The sequence below is a fragment of the Pseudomonas sp. CFBP 13602 genome (assembly GCF_014842725.1).
In the GTDB taxonomy this organism is placed as follows: Bacteria; Pseudomonadota; Gammaproteobacteria; order Pseudomonadales; family Pseudomonadaceae; genus Aquipseudomonas; species Aquipseudomonas baltica.
In genome coordinates this window covers 177214-192597 of sequence record NZ_JACYVT010000006.1, presented here as the reverse complement: position 1 = coordinate 192597, position 15384 = coordinate 177214, and the positions used below count along the sequence as shown (strand labels likewise).

The 15384-nt window shown below is 63.4% G+C and carries 10 protein-coding genes; 1 reads left to right on the top strand and 9 read right to left on the bottom strand.

Annotated elements, in window-relative coordinates:
• Positions 1–133: 133 nt before the first annotated feature.
• The 9 genes from IFU31_RS14255 to IFU31_RS14215 form a co-directional block, all read right to left on the bottom strand.
• The gene (locus IFU31_RS14255; RefSeq protein WP_192103370.1) at positions 134–1792 is read right to left on the bottom strand and encodes a dipeptide ABC transporter ATP-binding protein; all 1659 of its coding nucleotides are present in this window, start codon (positions 1790–1792) and stop codon (positions 134–136) included.
• Positions 1789–2679 (bottom strand): ABC transporter permease, encoded by an 891-nt coding sequence (locus tag IFU31_RS14250; RefSeq protein ID WP_192103368.1) that lies wholly within the window; start codon positions 2677–2679, stop codon positions 1789–1791. Before IFU31_RS14250 ends, IFU31_RS14255 begins: the two co-directional genes overlap by 4 nt.
• A gap of 27 nt (positions 2680–2706) precedes the next feature.
• The gene (locus tag IFU31_RS14245; RefSeq protein ID WP_192103366.1) at positions 2707–3759 is read right to left on the bottom strand and encodes an NADP(H)-dependent aldo-keto reductase; all 1053 of its coding nucleotides are present in this window, start codon (positions 3757–3759) and stop codon (positions 2707–2709) included.
• 33 nt (positions 3760–3792) lie between these two features.
• Entirely contained in the window at positions 3793–5124 is a 1332-nt protein-coding gene (locus IFU31_RS14240; protein ID WP_192103364.1) for an LLM class flavin-dependent oxidoreductase, read from the bottom strand.
• A 20-nt stretch (positions 5125–5144) separates the two neighbouring features.
• A complete protein-coding gene (locus tag IFU31_RS14235; protein WP_192059765.1) occupies positions 5145–6431 on the bottom strand; it encodes an acyl-CoA dehydrogenase family protein in 1287 nt (428 codons plus the stop codon).
• Positions 6432–6480: 49 nt separating this feature from the next.
• A complete protein-coding gene (locus tag IFU31_RS14230; protein WP_192103362.1) occupies positions 6481–7416 on the bottom strand; it encodes an ABC transporter permease in 936 nt (311 codons plus the stop codon).
• Complete coding sequence (locus IFU31_RS14225; protein WP_192103360.1) at positions 7413–9131, bottom strand: ABC transporter substrate-binding protein; 1719 nt, start codon at positions 9129–9131, stop codon at positions 7413–7415. Before IFU31_RS14225 ends, IFU31_RS14230 begins: the two co-directional genes overlap by 4 nt.
• A gap of 14 nt (positions 9132–9145) precedes the next feature.
• Positions 9146–11293, bottom strand: coding sequence for a TonB-dependent receptor family protein (locus IFU31_RS14220; RefSeq protein WP_244657678.1), 2148 nt, complete (start codon positions 11291–11293; stop codon positions 9146–9148).
• A gap of 536 nt (positions 11294–11829) precedes the next feature.
• Positions 11830–14025 carry a TonB-dependent receptor family protein gene (locus tag IFU31_RS14215; protein ID WP_192103356.1) on the bottom strand — a complete coding sequence of 732 codons (2196 nt, stop codon included), beginning with the start codon at positions 14023–14025 and terminating at the stop codon, positions 11830–11832.
• A 598-nt stretch (positions 14026–14623) separates the two neighbouring features.
• Between IFU31_RS14215 and IFU31_RS14210 the strand changes: the two genes are divergently transcribed.
• Positions 14624–15298 (top strand): MgtC/SapB family protein, encoded by a 675-nt coding sequence (locus IFU31_RS14210; protein ID WP_043190299.1) that lies wholly within the window; start codon positions 14624–14626, stop codon positions 15296–15298.
• Positions 15299–15384 lie beyond the last annotated feature (86 nt).

Genomic DNA, 15384 nt, shown 5'->3' with positions numbered 1-15384 from the left:
CGGCGCGAGCCGCGTTTGGGGTGTTGCGTTTCTACTGGTGCACCGCGTATGCCGCCGACGCGGCTTGCGCCGCTGCTACAGAGGAACGCGCAAACCGTGTAGCAGCGGCGCGAGCCGCGTCCGGGGTGTTCGTTCAGATCGCCAGGGGCAGATAGGTGAGCGCGCGCAGGGCGCCGGTCTGCAAGGTCGGTACGGCGCTGAGCAGGGCTTGGGTGTAAGGGTGCTGCGGCCGGTCGAGGACCTGGCGCACTGCGCCCGCCTCCACCACTTCGCCGTCCTTCATCACCAGCACATGGTCGCTGACGTGGTTGATCACCCCCAGATCATGGGAAATGAACAGGCACGCCAGCCCCAGCCGGTGTTTGAGATCGTCGAGCAATTGCAGAATCTGCGCCTGCACCGACACATCCAGCGCCGACACCGGCTCGTCGCACACCAGAATCTGTGGCTCGGCCGCCAGTGCGCGGGCGATCGCAACGCGTTGACGCTGCCCGCCGGACAATTCGATGGGCCGCCGATCGAGCACCGCAGCATCCATTTTCACCAGCGCCAGCAAGCGCTCGGCCCGAGCGTCCCAGGTCGCCCGTGGATGCCCCGCCACTTGCAGCGCTTCGAACAAGACCCGTTGCACGGTATAGCGCGGATCGAACGAGCCGAGCGGATCCTGGAACACCACCTGAATGCTGTGCCGGACCCGAGCTTGCTGGGCGTTGTCCAGATCGGACCAGCGCTGGCCGTCGATCCACACGTCGCCGCTGTCGGGACGCTCCAGCCCCAGGATCATCCGCGTCAGGGTGGTCTTGCCCGAACCGGACTCGCCGACGATACCCAGCGTACGACCGCGCTCCAGGCGCAGCGAAACATCCGCCACCACCGTGCGCACACGCCCGTCCGGGCCTTGGAAAGACTTGCTCAGGTGCTCGGCTCGCAGCAGGACTTCACCGGCTGCAGGCGTCGCAGCGGCCGCGGCCGAGTCGCCGTAGGCGCGGCGGAAATGCACCGCGGTACCGGCTGCCAACAGGCTCTGGGTATAGGGATGGCGAGGGTCGCGCAGGATCTGGTCGACACTGCCCTGCTCCACGATCACCCCGCGGTACATCACTGCTATGCGGGTGGCCAGGCGCGCGACTACCGCCAGGTCATGGCTGACGATGAGCATGGCGGTGTCCTCGCCGCGCAGCGATTCGAGCAGGCTCATGACCTGCGCCTGAACGGTCGCGTCCAGCGCCGTGGTGGGTTCGTCGGCGATCAGCAAGCGGGGGTTGCAGGCGATGGCCGAGGCAATCAACGCGCGCTGGCGCAGCCCTCCCGACAACTGGCCCGGATGCTGGCGTGCGCGCAGTTCGGGCTCGGGAACGCCGACCGAACGCAACAGCTCGATGACACGCAACTCGCGCTGCCGGCGCTTCATCTCGGTGTGCAGGCGCAACGGCTCGGCGATTTCCTGACCGACTCGCCGCAGCGGGTCCAGCGCCCCCAACGCATCCTGCATGACGAAACCCAACTGGGCGCCGCGCAGCTGCAACCAGTCCTTTTCGCGAAACGTGCGCAGATCACGCCCGGCGAACGACAAGCGCCGGGCCTGCACTTCGGAATGCGCGCCGGTAAGTCCGGCCAAGGTACGCGAGGTGACGCTCTTGCCCGAGCCGGACTCGCCCACCAGCGCCAGGCATTCGCCGGCGGCCAGCTGAAAGCTGATGCCGCGGATCACCGGTTGCGCGTGGGCGCTGAACGCCACGTGCAGGTCTTGCACGTCGAGCAGCGGCTGCGACGGGTGGACGATGGCATTCATAAGCGCTTTCCTTCGCTGCGACGCAGCAGTTCACGGCCAATGGCAGTGATGGAGATGACGGTGAAGGTGATCGCCAGCGCCGGCCAGGCCACCAGCCACCATGCGTTGGCGAGGAAGTTGCGGCCGATGGCGAGCATGGTGCCCCACTCCGGCGCGGGCGGCGGCGCGCCGAAACCCAGGAAGCTCAAGGCCGCCCCAGCGGTGATGTTGCCGCCGATGCCGATGGTGGCCAGGATCAGGATCGGCTTGATCGCATTGGGCAGCACGTGTCGCCAGATCACCGCCGCGCGACCCAGGCCCAGCGTCGTCGCCGCTTCCACGTAGCCAGCACCGCGCACCACCTGGGTTTGCGCACGCACCAGGCGGGCGTAGCGCGGCACGCTGGCGATCCCGACGGCAATGATCATGTTCAACGTGCCCTGGCCAAAAAAGGTGATGATCACCAAGGCCAGCAACAGATCCGGAAACGCCAGCAGCACGTCCACCGCACGCATCACTGCGGCGTCGAGCCAGCGCGGCCCCAGGCCTGCAACCAGGCCCAGCAAGGTGCCCAGCGCCAAACCCATGGCCGTGGCCGCCAAACCCAGCAGCAGCGACGGACGCACGCCATGGATCAGGCGGCTGAGCACGTCGCGGCCGTTTTCGTCGGTGCCCAGCCAGTGCACGGCGTCGGGCGCTCGGTACGCATGGCGTGCCACGGCGTCGAGCGGGTCTACCGTGGTTAGCAGGCCCGGTGCAATCGCCGCCACCACCAGCAGTAGGACGAAGGCACCGGCCAGCACCAGGCCGGGTCGCAATCGCGTGCGAGCGCGACGATGACCGATACCGGCGTCCAGGGTACCTGCGGGTACAGGACCCAGCACCGTGAGTGATGAGCTGATTGCCATGGCGATTCTCCGTAGGGCTGGTACCGATCAAGGCGCCGGGTTGGGGGTCGCGCGATGGATCTCGGCGATCTTGTCCAGCAGGGTCGGGGTGAACTCGATGTCCAGCGCGCTGAAGTTGTCCTGCAACTGCGCTTCGCTGGTCTGCCCGGTCAGCACGCTGCTGACGAACGGCTGCCGGGCGACGAAGCCCAGCGCCAATTGCGCAGGGGTGTAGCCATAGTCATTGGCCAACTGCACGTAGGCAGTGATGGCGCGGCTGGCCGACTCGCTGTCGTAGCGGTTGAAGGTGCGGTACACCGAAGTCAGCCGCGAGCCCTGGGGTCGCGCGCCGTTCAGGTATTTGCCGGTAAGCGTGCCGAACGCCAGCGGCGAATAGGCCAGCAGCCCTACCCCTTCGCGATGGCTGAACTCCGACAGCCCGCCTTCGTACAGCCGATTCAACAGGCTGTAGGGGTTCTGCACGCTGGCGATGCGCGGCAGCCCGCGCTGCTTGGCCTGCTGCAGAAAGCGCGCAACGCCCCAAGGGGTCTCGTTGGACACACCGATGTGACGGATCTTGCCGGCCTTGACCAGTTCGCCGAGCACCTCCAGGGTCTCTTCGATGGCGACGCTGCCACTGTCGTCGACGTACGGGTATTCACGCTGGCCGAAGATGTTGGTGGTGCGATCGGGCCAATGCAGTTGGTAGAGGTCCAGATAATCGGTCTGCAGGCGCTTGAGACTGCCGTCCAGTGCTGCGGTGATGTTGGCACGGTCGTGGCGGGTCAGGCCGTCGCGGATATGCCCGCCGGTGCCCGGCTGGCGCGGTGGGCCGATGATCTTGCTGGCCAGCACGATGTCGGCGCGGCGCCCGCTGCGCTGCAGCCAGGTGCCGATGAAGCGCTCGGTGCTGCCCCAGGTCTCGGCATGGGTCGGGGTGGGGTACATCTCTGCGGTGTCGATCAGATTGACGCCGTGCGCCAGGGCCAGGTCCAGTTGCCGATGGGCGTCCTGCTCGCTGTTCTGATGCCCCCAGGTCATGGTGCCCAGGCCCAGCAGGCTGACGTTGAGATCGGTATTGCCAAGGGTGCGATATTTCATGGTTCGAATCGGTCCGTTGCGGGCATGAAAGGTTCAGGCGCTGCGTGCGTACTGGCTGGCCGGATACGGCAGGCCCAGGTGATCGCGCAGGGTGTGGCCGCTGTACTCGTGGCGGAAAACACCGCGCTGGCGCAGCAGCGGCACCACCTCATCGACGAAGATTTCGACGCCGGACGGAAACATGTCCGGCATGATGTTGAAGCCATCGGCAGCACCGGCCAGGAACCAATGCTCGAGGGTGTCGGCGACCTGCTCCGGGGTGCCGACCAGCAAGCGGTGGCCGACCAGAATGCGCCGCGACAATTGGCGAATGCTCAGGTTTTCCCGGCGCGCCAGGTTCAGCTGGGCTTCGAGAAACCCGTGCGAGCCGCGCTCGAAGGATGCCACCGGGCCGATCCTGTCCCAGGGCAACGGCGCATCGGGGTCCAGCTCGGCGACGCTCAACCCCACCCGCGCGGCCACCTGATACAGCAGGCCTTCTTCGCCGTAGAAATCGTTGAGGCGATCGAAACGTGCATGAGCTTCGGCCTCGGTGCTGCCGATCACCGTCGACAGCCCTGGCATGATCTTCAGGTGCGCCGGGTTGCGCCCCCATTGCCGGGCGCGGTTTTTCATCTCCTGATAGAAGCCCTGGCCGTCTTCCAGGGTGGTCTGGGTGGTGAAGATCGCATCGGCATAACGCGAGCCCAGCGCCTTGCCACCTTCGGACGAGCCGGCCTGCACCAACACCGGCCGGCCCTGGGGCGAGCGCGGCAGGTTGAGCGGACCCTTGACCGAAAAGTGTTTGCCGACGAAATCGGGCGCGTGCACCTTGGCCGGATCGGCGAAACGGCCGCTGACGGCATCGCCGATGATGGCGTCGTCCTCCCAGCTGTCCCACAGCTTGAGGGTGATGTCGATGAACTCGTCGGCGCGTGCATAGCGGTCCACGTGCAGCGGCGCACCGGCCAGGCCAAAGTTCTGCGCGGCGGCATCGCCAGCGTTGGTCACCACGTTCCACGCCGCTCGGCCGCCGCTGATATGGTCCAGCGAAGAGAAACGCCGGGCCAGGTTGAACGGGTCGTTATAGGTGCTCGATGCCGTGGCAATCACGCCGATGCGTTGCGTAGCCAGGGCCACGGCCGTCAGCAGTACCGTGGGCTCGAGGCGCCCGGCCGGGTGCTGCGCCACGTCGCCGCCCAATGCCGGACCGTCGGCGAGGAAGATCGCGTCCAGCGTGCCACGCTCGGAGATGCGCGCGATGTTGCAGTAGTACTCGGCATCCAGGTAGGCATTGGCCGGCACCTCGCCCATTCGCCAGGCGGCGGAGTGCGAGCCGAAGCCGAGGATGTTCATGCCGATGCTCATTTGCGGTTTGGGGCTCATGGTGGTTCCTTGAAGACGGTTCAGACGGCGCTGGCTTCGTCGTGCAGAGCAGCGACCGGCTCGGATCGGGCGGCGGCGTGCTCGGCCTGCGAAGCGCGCCAGGCGGCATTCGGGCTGATGCCGTTGAGGTAGTAGTTGCCCAGCGCCCGTTCGCGGTAGATCGCCGGATTGTGCGAGGCCAGCGTGCGCGCGTTGCGCCAGTGCCGGTCCAGGCGCCGCGACTGGCTGGTGGCCGATGCACCGCCCACCTCGAACAACAACGTGGTGGCTTCCAGTACCTGCTCCAGAACGATCTGCTGGGCTTGAAAGGCGCGCACCTCGGCCTCGGTGTAGTGGGCTTCACTGGCCTGCCCGGCGCGTTCGGCTTCGTGGACGTTCTGCAGCACCTGCGCCACCGCCAGTACTTGGGTCTGCGCGGCATAGGCCAGGCTCGACAGGCGGCCGACCACACGCTGCACCAGTGGATCGTCCTTGGGACTGGACTGGCCCGGCACACCGAAGGCACGGGTCCGGCCCTGGACGAACTCGCTGGCGTCGCGCAGCACCGCGCGGGCAATGCCGGCCAATGTCGCCAGGTGAAACAGCTGATAGAAGGCAGAAATATAGGACTCGGGACGCTGCTCGCCGGCCGCATAGCGACGCAACACGTACTCGGACGGCACCGGGACATTGTCGAAACGCGTGGTGCCGCTGCCCGACAGGCGCTGGCCGAAACCGTCCCAATCGTCGTCGCGGCTCACGCCTGGCGCGGTGGTGGGCACCGAGACGCTGACGAAGTCTTCACCGGTCAGCGCCGACACGGCGATCCAGTCGGCGTACAGGGTGCCGGTGCAGTAGAACTTCTTGCCGTCCAGGCGCCAGCGCTGCTCACTTTCGGCCGTCAGGGTCACGCTCTGTTTGCTGGTGTCGGTGCGCTCGGCCATGGCCGCGCCCCACAGGTCACCGGCCACCACCTTGGCCAGCCAGTACGCCTGCGACTCGGCTTCATCGCGGGACAGGCGGCCTTCGACGAAGCCGAAATGCGCGCGCAGGATATGCGGCAGGTTGGAGTCCGCCTCGGCCAGCTCGATCAATAGCTCGAACAACTGCGGCAGGGTGGCGCCCGCGCCGCCCTGCTCGCTTGGCACACGCAAGGCACCAAAACCGGCCTCGCGCAGCCAGCTCACCGCTTCGAAGGCCAGTTCGCGCTGCTGTTCGCGGGCCAGTGCAGTCTCCTCGATGCGCGTGAAGATTGGCGCAAAAGGGGCACGCAGGCGGGCATAGTCCGGGGCCAGCGGGAAACCGCCGGTACGCTGTTCAACACTCATGGTCTTTTCCTTGCGTCATCGGGCTGCCTGGCAGCCGTGAAAATTCGGGTCATGCGGGCCTCACTCGCGGGTCGATCCAGTGGTTCACCAGGTCCACCACCAGGTTCACCGCCACATAGATCGCCGCTGCCAACAGGGTGATGCCCAGCACCATGGGCACGTCCTTGGCATTGGCCGCATCGAGCATCAGCCGGCCGATGCCCTGGCGGGAGAACAGCAGCTCCACCACCACCGCCCCGCCGAGCAGGCTGGCGAAGACGAAACCGGCCAGGGTCACCAGCGGCACCAGGGCATGGCGCAGGGCGTGGCGCAGGCGCACACCGGTCTCGGACATGCCGCGGGCGCGGGCCATGGCAATGAAAGGCTGGTCGAGAATGTCTTCCAGCTCCTGGCGCAACACCTGGGTCAGTACGGCGGCAATCGGCAGGGCCAGCGCCAGGGTCGGCAGGATCAACGACTGCCAGCTGCCCGACCCCGAAGGTGGCAGCACGTGCCAGTGAAAGGCGAACACCAGCAGCAGGAGAATGCCGATGACGAACGAGGGCGCCGACGACAACACCAGCTCAGATCCAGATACCAGCGAGCGCACCCATGGGCTGCGCTTGGCCGTGGTGATCGCACTGATGACCGACAGGATCACCGCCACCAGCGCCGCGCAGATCGACAGCTGCACGGTGGCGCCGATCTGCGCACCAATGGCGCGGGTGACCGGAATGCGCAGACGATAGGACTCGCCCAGATCGCCTTGAGCCAAGCGAGCGATATAGTGGCAGTACTGCACGATCAGCGGCTGATCGAGGCCGTATTCGGCGCGTACCCGCACGATCATCTCTGGGGTCGGCATGGATTCCGGACCGCCGAGAATGGCCAGTGCAGGGTCACCGGCACTCAGGTTGATGGCCAGAAAAGTCAGGGTCGCGGCTCCCCAGAGGACGCCGATACCAGCCAGCAGGCGCCAGAGCACCTTGCGCAGAGCAGTGTTCATTTCGCCTCCGTTTGCAGCCACAGGCTGGGCAGAAAGACCGTGTTGTGCGAGGTGTCGAAAATCACCCCGGCAAGGCGGTTCGAGTAGGCGACCAGCACATGGCTCTCGAACGAAGGCACCACCGGCACTTGTTCGGCCAGGCGCTGCTGGGCCTTGCTGTACAATCGTTCGAGACGAGCCGGGTCGTGGCTGCGTCGGGCTGCGGCCAACAGTCGATCCAGTTCGGCATCGCGAAAACGCCCGCCGTTCTGGCCGATGCGTTTTTCCGAAGTGATGGAATCGCTGTGGTACAGGATGTACAGACCGTCCGGGGTGTTGGTGTGCCAGTAACCACCGCCCATGACCTGGAAGTTGCCGGCATAACGGCGGTCGGTAACCTGGGCCAGCGGCAGCAGTTCGATGCGCAACTCGAAACCGAGCTTCTTCAGGTCCGCCTGAATCGCCACCGCAACACTGCTGGAGAAGCTCGCGCTTTCGGTTGCCAGCAGGGTCGCGCCCAGCCGCTCACCGTTGCGGGTGCGATAGCCCTGCTCGTCGCGCGCGGTCCAGCCGGCGTCGTCGAGCGAGGCGTTGGCGGCCTTGACGTCGTAGGCCAGCACATCCTTGTACATGGGGTCGTAGTAGCGCGTATTGGCGGCGAGAAAATCCGCCTTCACCCGGTATTCGCCGAACCCGATGATCCAGGCCAGGCCCTCGCGGTCGATGCCTTTGGCTACCGCGCGACGTACCCGCACGTCATCGAACGGCGCCTTTTCGACGTTGAACGTCAGGCTGCGAAATGGGTTGCCTTTGCGAATGCGGCTGCGCAGGGTCAGGTCGGTGGAGGCGCGAATGGCCTTGGCGTTCTGCGGCGGCGCATCCAGCGTCAGGTCCGACTGCCCAGCCTGGAGTGAGGTGAAGCGGATCATCGCCTCGGGCACGAAGCTGAGTTCGATGCGATCCAGGTAGGCCTCGCCTCGATGGCGAGTCACCGGTGGCGACCAGTCGTAGCCGGGGCGACGGGTGAACACCGCACCCTGGTCGCGGGTATAGCTCTGCAGCACGAACGGCCCGGAGCCGACGGGGTGCTCGGCGATCGACTTGGGTGCTTCGAGGATCTGCTTCGGCGAAATCATCCCCAGCCAGGACTGCGCCAGCACGTCGAGAAACGGCGAATAGGGTTCGCGCAAAGTCGCCTGGAAGGTGTACTCGTCGATCACCCGACCCTGGTCATACGGTGCGATATAGGCTGCCGCCAAGGGCGACTTGGTCGCGGGATCGCGCATGTGTTCCAGGTTGATCTTCACCGCCTGGGCATTGAATTTCTCCCCGTCGCTGAAGGTCACGCCCTCGCGCAGGTGAAAGGTGTAGGTCCTGCCGTCTTCGGACACTTCCCAGGATTTTGCCAGCCAGGGCGAGACCCTGCCCTCCTCGTCCTGGTAAACCAGGCAGTCGTACAGCACTCGCCCCAACCACTGCACGTTGCCATGGGAAATCGAATGGACGTCGAAGGTGCCGGTGTCGGCGGCCGTGGTCACGCGCAGCGTCCCGCCGCGCTTGCCGGGTTCCTCTTCGTGGTAGTCGGAAGCGGGGTAGCTGATCAGATCGCCATTGACGATGCCGTCGGTGCTCGGTGCCTGCGCCACCGGTGTGGCTGGCGCATCGGCAGCGGGCGAACAGGCCGAGAGCGTGAACAGCACGCCGATCAAGGCGCAGCCGAAGAAGGTCGAGGTCATGGGTCGGGCAGCCATCAGAAGTTGTAGGTCACGCCGGTGAACGCACCGAAGCCGTCCCCCGGATACAGCGCTGCAGTGTCCTGCCCCTGAGCGTTGTAGCCCGGTACGATGGCGGTCACGTAATCCTTGTCGCCAAGGTTTTTCAGGTCCACGTAGGCCTGCCACTTCTTGCTCGGCGCGTCGTATCCCAGGCGTGCGCCGAAGATCGTGTACGACGGTGCGTTGAACGTGTTGGCGTAGTCCACCGCCGTACTCGACGCGGAGCGAACGTTGACGCCGGCGTAGAAACCATTGGCGTACTGGTATTGCAGTTCGGCCTGGTAGATATGCTTGGGCAGGCCCGGTAACTCGTTCTTGCTGAAGGCAGGGTCGTGGCGGTAGTAAAAGTCGTTGAGGGTGTAGGCCTGGCGCCAGCTGAGTACATCACCGTTGCTGCCCTGCCAGAGCTTGGTGGTCAGGCCCGCTTCGATACCTTGGTGGATGGTCGGGGTGGCATTGGATGTCGAGACAATCGCCGCGCTGGTGCCGGTGGCGGCGGCAATCTGGGTGGTCAGCAACTCGTTCTTGACCCAGGAGCGGTACAGCACCAGGCTGCCGTCGAAACGCTCGGACTGGCCGCGGACACCGAATTCCACGGTGTTCGCGGTTTGTGGCACCAGCGGCTTGATGTAGTTGTTGGTCACCCCGGAGTTGGAGATCGACCACGAACTGGGCGGATCGACGGAGCGGCTGACGTTGCCGAACACTTGCAAGTTCGGGGTCAGTTCAAAACGCAGCCCCGCACGCGGTGCCAGGAACCAGTCGTCGTAGTCGTAGCGCGTGGGAAAGCCGCTGGTGTTGGGCCGATCGCTGAAAGACACGTCGATGTCGCGCTTGATCTGGATCGCCGAGACGCCGGTGGTCAGGTACAACCGATCGGTCAGGCCCAGGTCGTTGCCGACGGTGAACACATGGTCGAAGGAGCCGTCGTACTTGACGTTTTTCTGCAGGAGCCCAAGGTCCTTGTCGCCGCGATAGGTCTTGGCGCCTGCGTTCAAGTGCTCGGTGCTGGTGAAGCCCAGGGTGGTGGTGCTGTCGAGGCCGAACAGTTGGTCGTAGCGGGTGTATTTGAGCGATGCGTTGATGTCGCTCCAGTCCCAGTAGTTGGGGTTGACCGTGCTGCGACGGTTCAATATCTGCGGATAGTCGTGGTACCCAACGCCGAATTCCAGGGTGGCGTCGTCGTCGAAGGTGTAGGTGGTCTTGCTGGCTATCCAGGTAGAGCCGCGTTTGGTCGAGTCGCCGCGGCTGGCGCGCGTGGCCGCGTTGGTCTGGGTGCTGTCGTGCTTGAGCTGGGCGCGCGTCAGCGCACCGGCGTTCTCGTGAAATTCCTCGCGGTAGCGCACGATCAGACGCGTCTGAAGTTTCGGATTGAACCGGTAGCCGAAGTTACCCACGACTCCCTTGGACTTGCTGAAGGTGTAATCCTGATAACCATCGCGTCGAGCGTTGTCGACGCTGACGAAATAGTCTGCATCACCGACCACACCGCCGGTGCGAAGGGTCTGTTTCTGCCAACCGAAACTGCCACCTTCCAGTTTGATCTGGCTGCCCGGCGCGCTGTAGCCGGTATGGGTGATGAAATTGATGCCGCCACCCAGAGACAAGGCGCCGTACTCGAAGGCATTGGCGCCACGCAGGATCTCGGTGTACTGCAAGCCCTGCCCGTCCAGCAGCTCGTACGGAGTACCGCCGGCGCCGGTCAATGCCAATCCGTCGAAGAGGAACTTGGTGCCCTCGCGGAAGTAGCCCGGTGATGCATTGGCGCCGGAGCCGCGGATGGAAATCTTGACCGCGTCGTTGCCACCGGCCGACTGCGCGTACACCCCTGGCTGGTAAGCCAGGGTGTCTTCGAGGCTGGCGGAGCGCCCTTTGTCGACCTCGGCCTGTTCGACCAGGCTGGTGCCCCCGGGCACTTCCTTGAGCTGCGCACGGGATTGCTCGACCGGTGTCGCCTTGGCGGCCTGCACAGTGACCGTTTGCAAGCGTTGCTCTGGTGTATCGGCGAAGGCAGGAGCGACAGTGAACAACAGGCAGGCACTCAGGCCTGAAGCGAATTCGGTATAGCGATAGGCGGTACTGCGCCGACTGTTCAACGACGGCGTATAGGCATGTAACTTCAAATGTGTTGCTCCCACCCAATGAGTATAAGGCGAGCTTCTATTGGTATAGTCGGACTCGAGTGATGAGGTCTGCGACGCCATCGATAACGTTGTAGATTGCAGTGTTCGTGCCAATCGCCAAGTGCCCTGAACAGGGAACTTCATTGATATCAGGTAGCGGCTGGATGTTTGAAATGGCTGCAACTGCTTAATGACTGCTGTTCCAGCAACACTTATCACCGTTGTGGGAGCGGGCTCTGCCCGCGAAGAAGGTCCCGCAATACACCAGACACACCGCAGCGCCCTTTTCGCGGCCGATGACCGCTCCTACCACGATGGGCAAATGACCCTGTAGGAGCGGTCCGTGGCCGCGAAGGGCGCGATTCGGTATGCCTGACACACCGCAGCGCCCTTTTCGCGGCCGACGACCGCTCCTACCACGATAGGCAAATGACCCTGTAGGAGCGGTCCGTGGCCGCGAAGGGCGCGATTCGGTATGCCTGACACACCGCAGCGCCCTTTTCGCGGCCGAAGACCGCTCCTGCGCAGGCATTGAATCACCGGAAACTGTACTGCACCCCGGCATATGCGCCGAACCCATCCCCTGGGATGATTGCCCGCACATCATTGCCGCCGGCATTGAACGCCGGACTGATGGACGCGGCATACTTCTCGTCCGTCAGGTTGCGCAGGTCCAGATAGACATTCCAATCCTTCTTCGGCGAGTCCCATCCCAGGATCGCGCCCCACAGGTTGTAGGAGCCGGCATCCTTGGTATTGGCAAAGTCCATCGGCGTCTTGGAAGCGTAGTAAGTGTTCACCCCCACATACACGCCATTGCTGAAGTCATAACGCAGTTCAGCCTGATAGTTGTGCTTGGGAATACCCGGCAACCGATTGCTGCCGAACTGCTCGTCGTCGCGGTAGAAGAAGTCGCTGTAGGTATAGGACTGACGCAGGTGCAACGCATCGCCGTCGTTCTGGTACAGCAGAGAATCCAGACCCAGCTCCACACCCTGATGAATGGTCTTGCTGGCGTTGTATTCGGAGGTCAATGCATCGGCGCTGGAAGTCGCCTCCCTGATGATCACCGAGAGCAGTTCATCCTGCACATGGGAGCGATAGAACGTCAGGTCCCAAGTGTTGTTGCCCAACTGCCCACGGGTACCGAACTCCAACGTATCGGCGATCTGCGGCTCGAGCTTCTGCCCACCGGAATTGAGCCCGGTGGCCGGCCCCGAAGTGAACACCTGCGCACCGGACACATAAGCCCACGACTGCTGCGCCTCGACCGTGCGACTAAGGTTACCGAACAGCTGCCAGTTGGGGTTGATCTGATAACGCACCCCCAGCCTGGGCGCAAACTCCCAGTCGTTCTTTTCGATGGGGTTGTTGGGGTTGTCGGCCTCGCCACCCACCGGATACGACACCTTGGCCTTGCGCTGGAACTCCACGGCGGAAAGTCCTGCACTCAACCACAATGTGTTGTCGATCCACTCGGTTTCGTTGCTGGCGCTCAACACGGTATCGGAGCCTTCGTACTCAGCCTTGCGCACCAACGCGCCGGACGGCAGGTTGGCGGTGATACCTGAAGGAATCCGCACTTTGGTCTTGGCATAGGCATTCAAATGCTCGGTCCGCAGCACGTTGAACCGGGTGATGCTGTTCTTGCCGAACAGGGTATCCAGGCGGTCGTATTTCAAACTGGCGGAGTAATCGCTGAAGCCCCAGGCCGTGCGATTGACACCCTGTCGCGCGTCGATTGGATAGTCGTGGTAGACCAATCCTACTTCCAGGTTGGAATCGTCATCGAAGGTGTACTGGGTCTTGCTGGCGACCCAGGTCGAGCCTGGCTGTTTGCGATGGGCGCGCACGTTCACGCTGGCCGGGTTGGCTTGTTCGGGGTCATCCTTGAGTTGCGCGCGGGTGATATAACCCGGCGTCTCGTTGTCGGTGGTTCGGTAGCGGTAGTACAGACGGGATTTCAACTGCGGCGAAAACTGATAGCCGACATTACCGACAAAACCGGCGCTCTTGCCTTGGGTCTGATCCTGAAAGCCGTCCGACGCCGAGTCGGTGAGGCTGACGTAATAGTCGAGCGGGCCCAGCACTTGCCCTGAACTGATCTGACGCTTTTGATAGCCATAGCTACCGGCCTCATAGCGCACTTGCAAGGGCGCGGAATTGTAGCCGGTCTTGGTCACGTAGTTGATTGCACCCCCCAGATACAACGAGCCGATATCGAAAGCATTGCCGCCGCGCAGCACTTCGGTATGGCTCAGGCCCAACGGCTCGAACAGTTCATAGGGGGTACCGCCAGGCCCGGACACCGGCAGGCCGTCGAACAGGTAGAAGATGCCGGCGCGGAAATAACCCACGCCCTTGTTGATACCCGACCCGCGAATGGAAATCCGTGTGCCGTCGTTGCTGCCGCCGCCCTGGGTGGCGATTACGCCGGGCTGCAGAGCGAAGATATCGGTACTGGTCGACACGCGCCCCTTTTCAATGGTCGCGGAATCGACATAGTTGACCCCGCCTGCCACTTCCTTCAAAGCCGTTTCGGCGCGTTGGTTCTCGTCCAGTCTGGCACCCTGAACAACTACGGTACTGAGTTGACTGGTCGACTTCTGCTCGGCCGATTCGCTGACTTGTGCGGCATGAAGTTGGCCGATAAACAGCAATGTCGCCCCAGCGCCCAGCGCCGACGGCAAGCGACTGCGTGCCGTGGTTGTTGCAATGACTTCCCCGTTCATTCCCTGCTCCTGCTGACTCATATAACACCGCCCTGAAAAAAGACGGTGCTTATTTATTGGCAACAGGGTGATAGCAGAGAGCGTGCCAGCTATTGGGCGGCTGAAACTCGTTAAAACCGTACATTAGAGCGGCCAAGTGGCCGCCAGCACACACTTGGTGATGAACGACTGCCTCGATTCGAACACTTGAAACTTCACTACAGCCCTGTCAACAAACACCTGATATCAATCATCCGTGGGAGCGGTCATCGGCCGCGAAGGCTTTACCGCAACTTGCCTGACACACCGCAGCGATCCTTTCGCGGCCGCGGACCGCTCCTACAAAAAATACAATCGTACTCATCCGTGGGAGCGGTCATCAGCCGCGAAGGCTTTACCGCAACTTACCTGACATACCGCAGCGATCCTTTCGCGGCCGGGGACCGCTCCTACAAAAAAAATACAATCGCACTCATCCGTGGGCGTGATCATCGTCCGCGAAGAATTCTTCACCTATTTATCGTGAACAATAAGCGCCTGGAGTCGTCAGCATGCCTATCGTCAATTTGGAACCCGACGCCATCGACGGCGGGCTTCACCCTTATCAAGGAGGTCAACCATGCTCACCGATTGGGAAATGTGTATCCGCCTGCTGTTGGCTGCTCTGCTCGGCAGCCTGATCGGACTCGAACGCGAGCGGCTGCTGTGGGCCGCAGGCCTGCGTACTCACATGCTGGTGTGCGTGGGCTCGTGCCTGCTCATGATCGTATCGTCGTTCGGCTTTCAGGATGCCCTGGCCATGGCGCACACCGAACTCGACCCCTCGCGGGTGGCGGCGCAGGTGGTTTCAGGTATCGGTTTCCTGGGCGCCGGCTCGATCCTGCTGCGCGGCGAAGTGATTCGCGGACTCACCACGGCGGCCAGCCTCTGGACGGTCGCCGCCATCGGCCTGTCGGTAGGCGGTGGGCTGTACGTGGTCAGCACCGCCGCCACCTTTATCATTCTGGTGATCCTGATCGCCATAAAACCCATGGAACGGGTCTACCGCAACCGCGTGCAAGTCCACGTCATTAAACTCATCGCGCCATCGCAGACCCTGTCCCTGAAAAAGGTCAACGAGGTGATGGGCAACCGCGCGGGCAAGGTCAGGCAGTTCATCGTCGAAAAAGGCAACCGTGACGACACCGACAGCATCACCATCGAACTCAAACGCACTTCAGGCGCGCAGGCCAAGCAGATACTGGAGCAACTGCTGACCATTGATGGGGTTCAGGAGGATGCTTCCAGCCAGTGATGTTCCTGGTCGTCAAGTTGCAACGGCGTGTACTCCATACCGATGCTCGGCATTGGCCTATGTTTCGCCATGACGAACGACATACA

Bases quoted from the DNA above. Each gene is read 5' to 3' on its own strand.
- IFU31_RS14245 (WP_192103366.1), bottom strand. From the start codon at position 3,759: ATGAAATATCGCACCCTTGGCAATACCGATCTCAACGTCAGCCTGCTG.
- IFU31_RS14210 (WP_043190299.1), top strand. From the start codon at position 14,624: ATGCTCACCGATTGGGAAATGTGTATCCGCCTGCTGTTGGCTGCTCTG.
- IFU31_RS14230 (WP_192103362.1), bottom strand. From the start codon at position 7,416: ATGAACACTGCTCTGCGCAAGGTGCTCTGGCGCCTGCTGGCTGGTATC.
- IFU31_RS14240 (WP_192103364.1), bottom strand. From the start codon at position 5,124: ATGAGCCCCAAACCGCAAATGAGCATCGGCATGAACATCCTCGGCTTC.
- IFU31_RS14225 (WP_192103360.1), bottom strand. From the start codon at position 9,131: ATGACCTCGACCTTCTTCGGCTGCGCCTTGATCGGCGTGCTGTTCACG.
- IFU31_RS14255 (WP_192103370.1), bottom strand. From the start codon at position 1,792: ATGAATGCCATCGTCCACCCGTCGCAGCCGCTGCTCGACGTGCAAGAC.
- IFU31_RS14235 (WP_192059765.1), bottom strand. From the start codon at position 6,431: ATGAGTGTTGAACAGCGTACCGGCGGTTTCCCGCTGGCCCCGGACTAT.
- IFU31_RS14215 (WP_192103356.1), bottom strand. From the start codon at position 14,025: ATGAACGGGGAAGTCATTGCAACAACCACGGCACGCAGTCGCTTGCCG.
- IFU31_RS14250 (WP_192103368.1), bottom strand. From the start codon at position 2,679: ATGGCAATCAGCTCATCACTCACGGTGCTGGGTCCTGTACCCGCAGGT.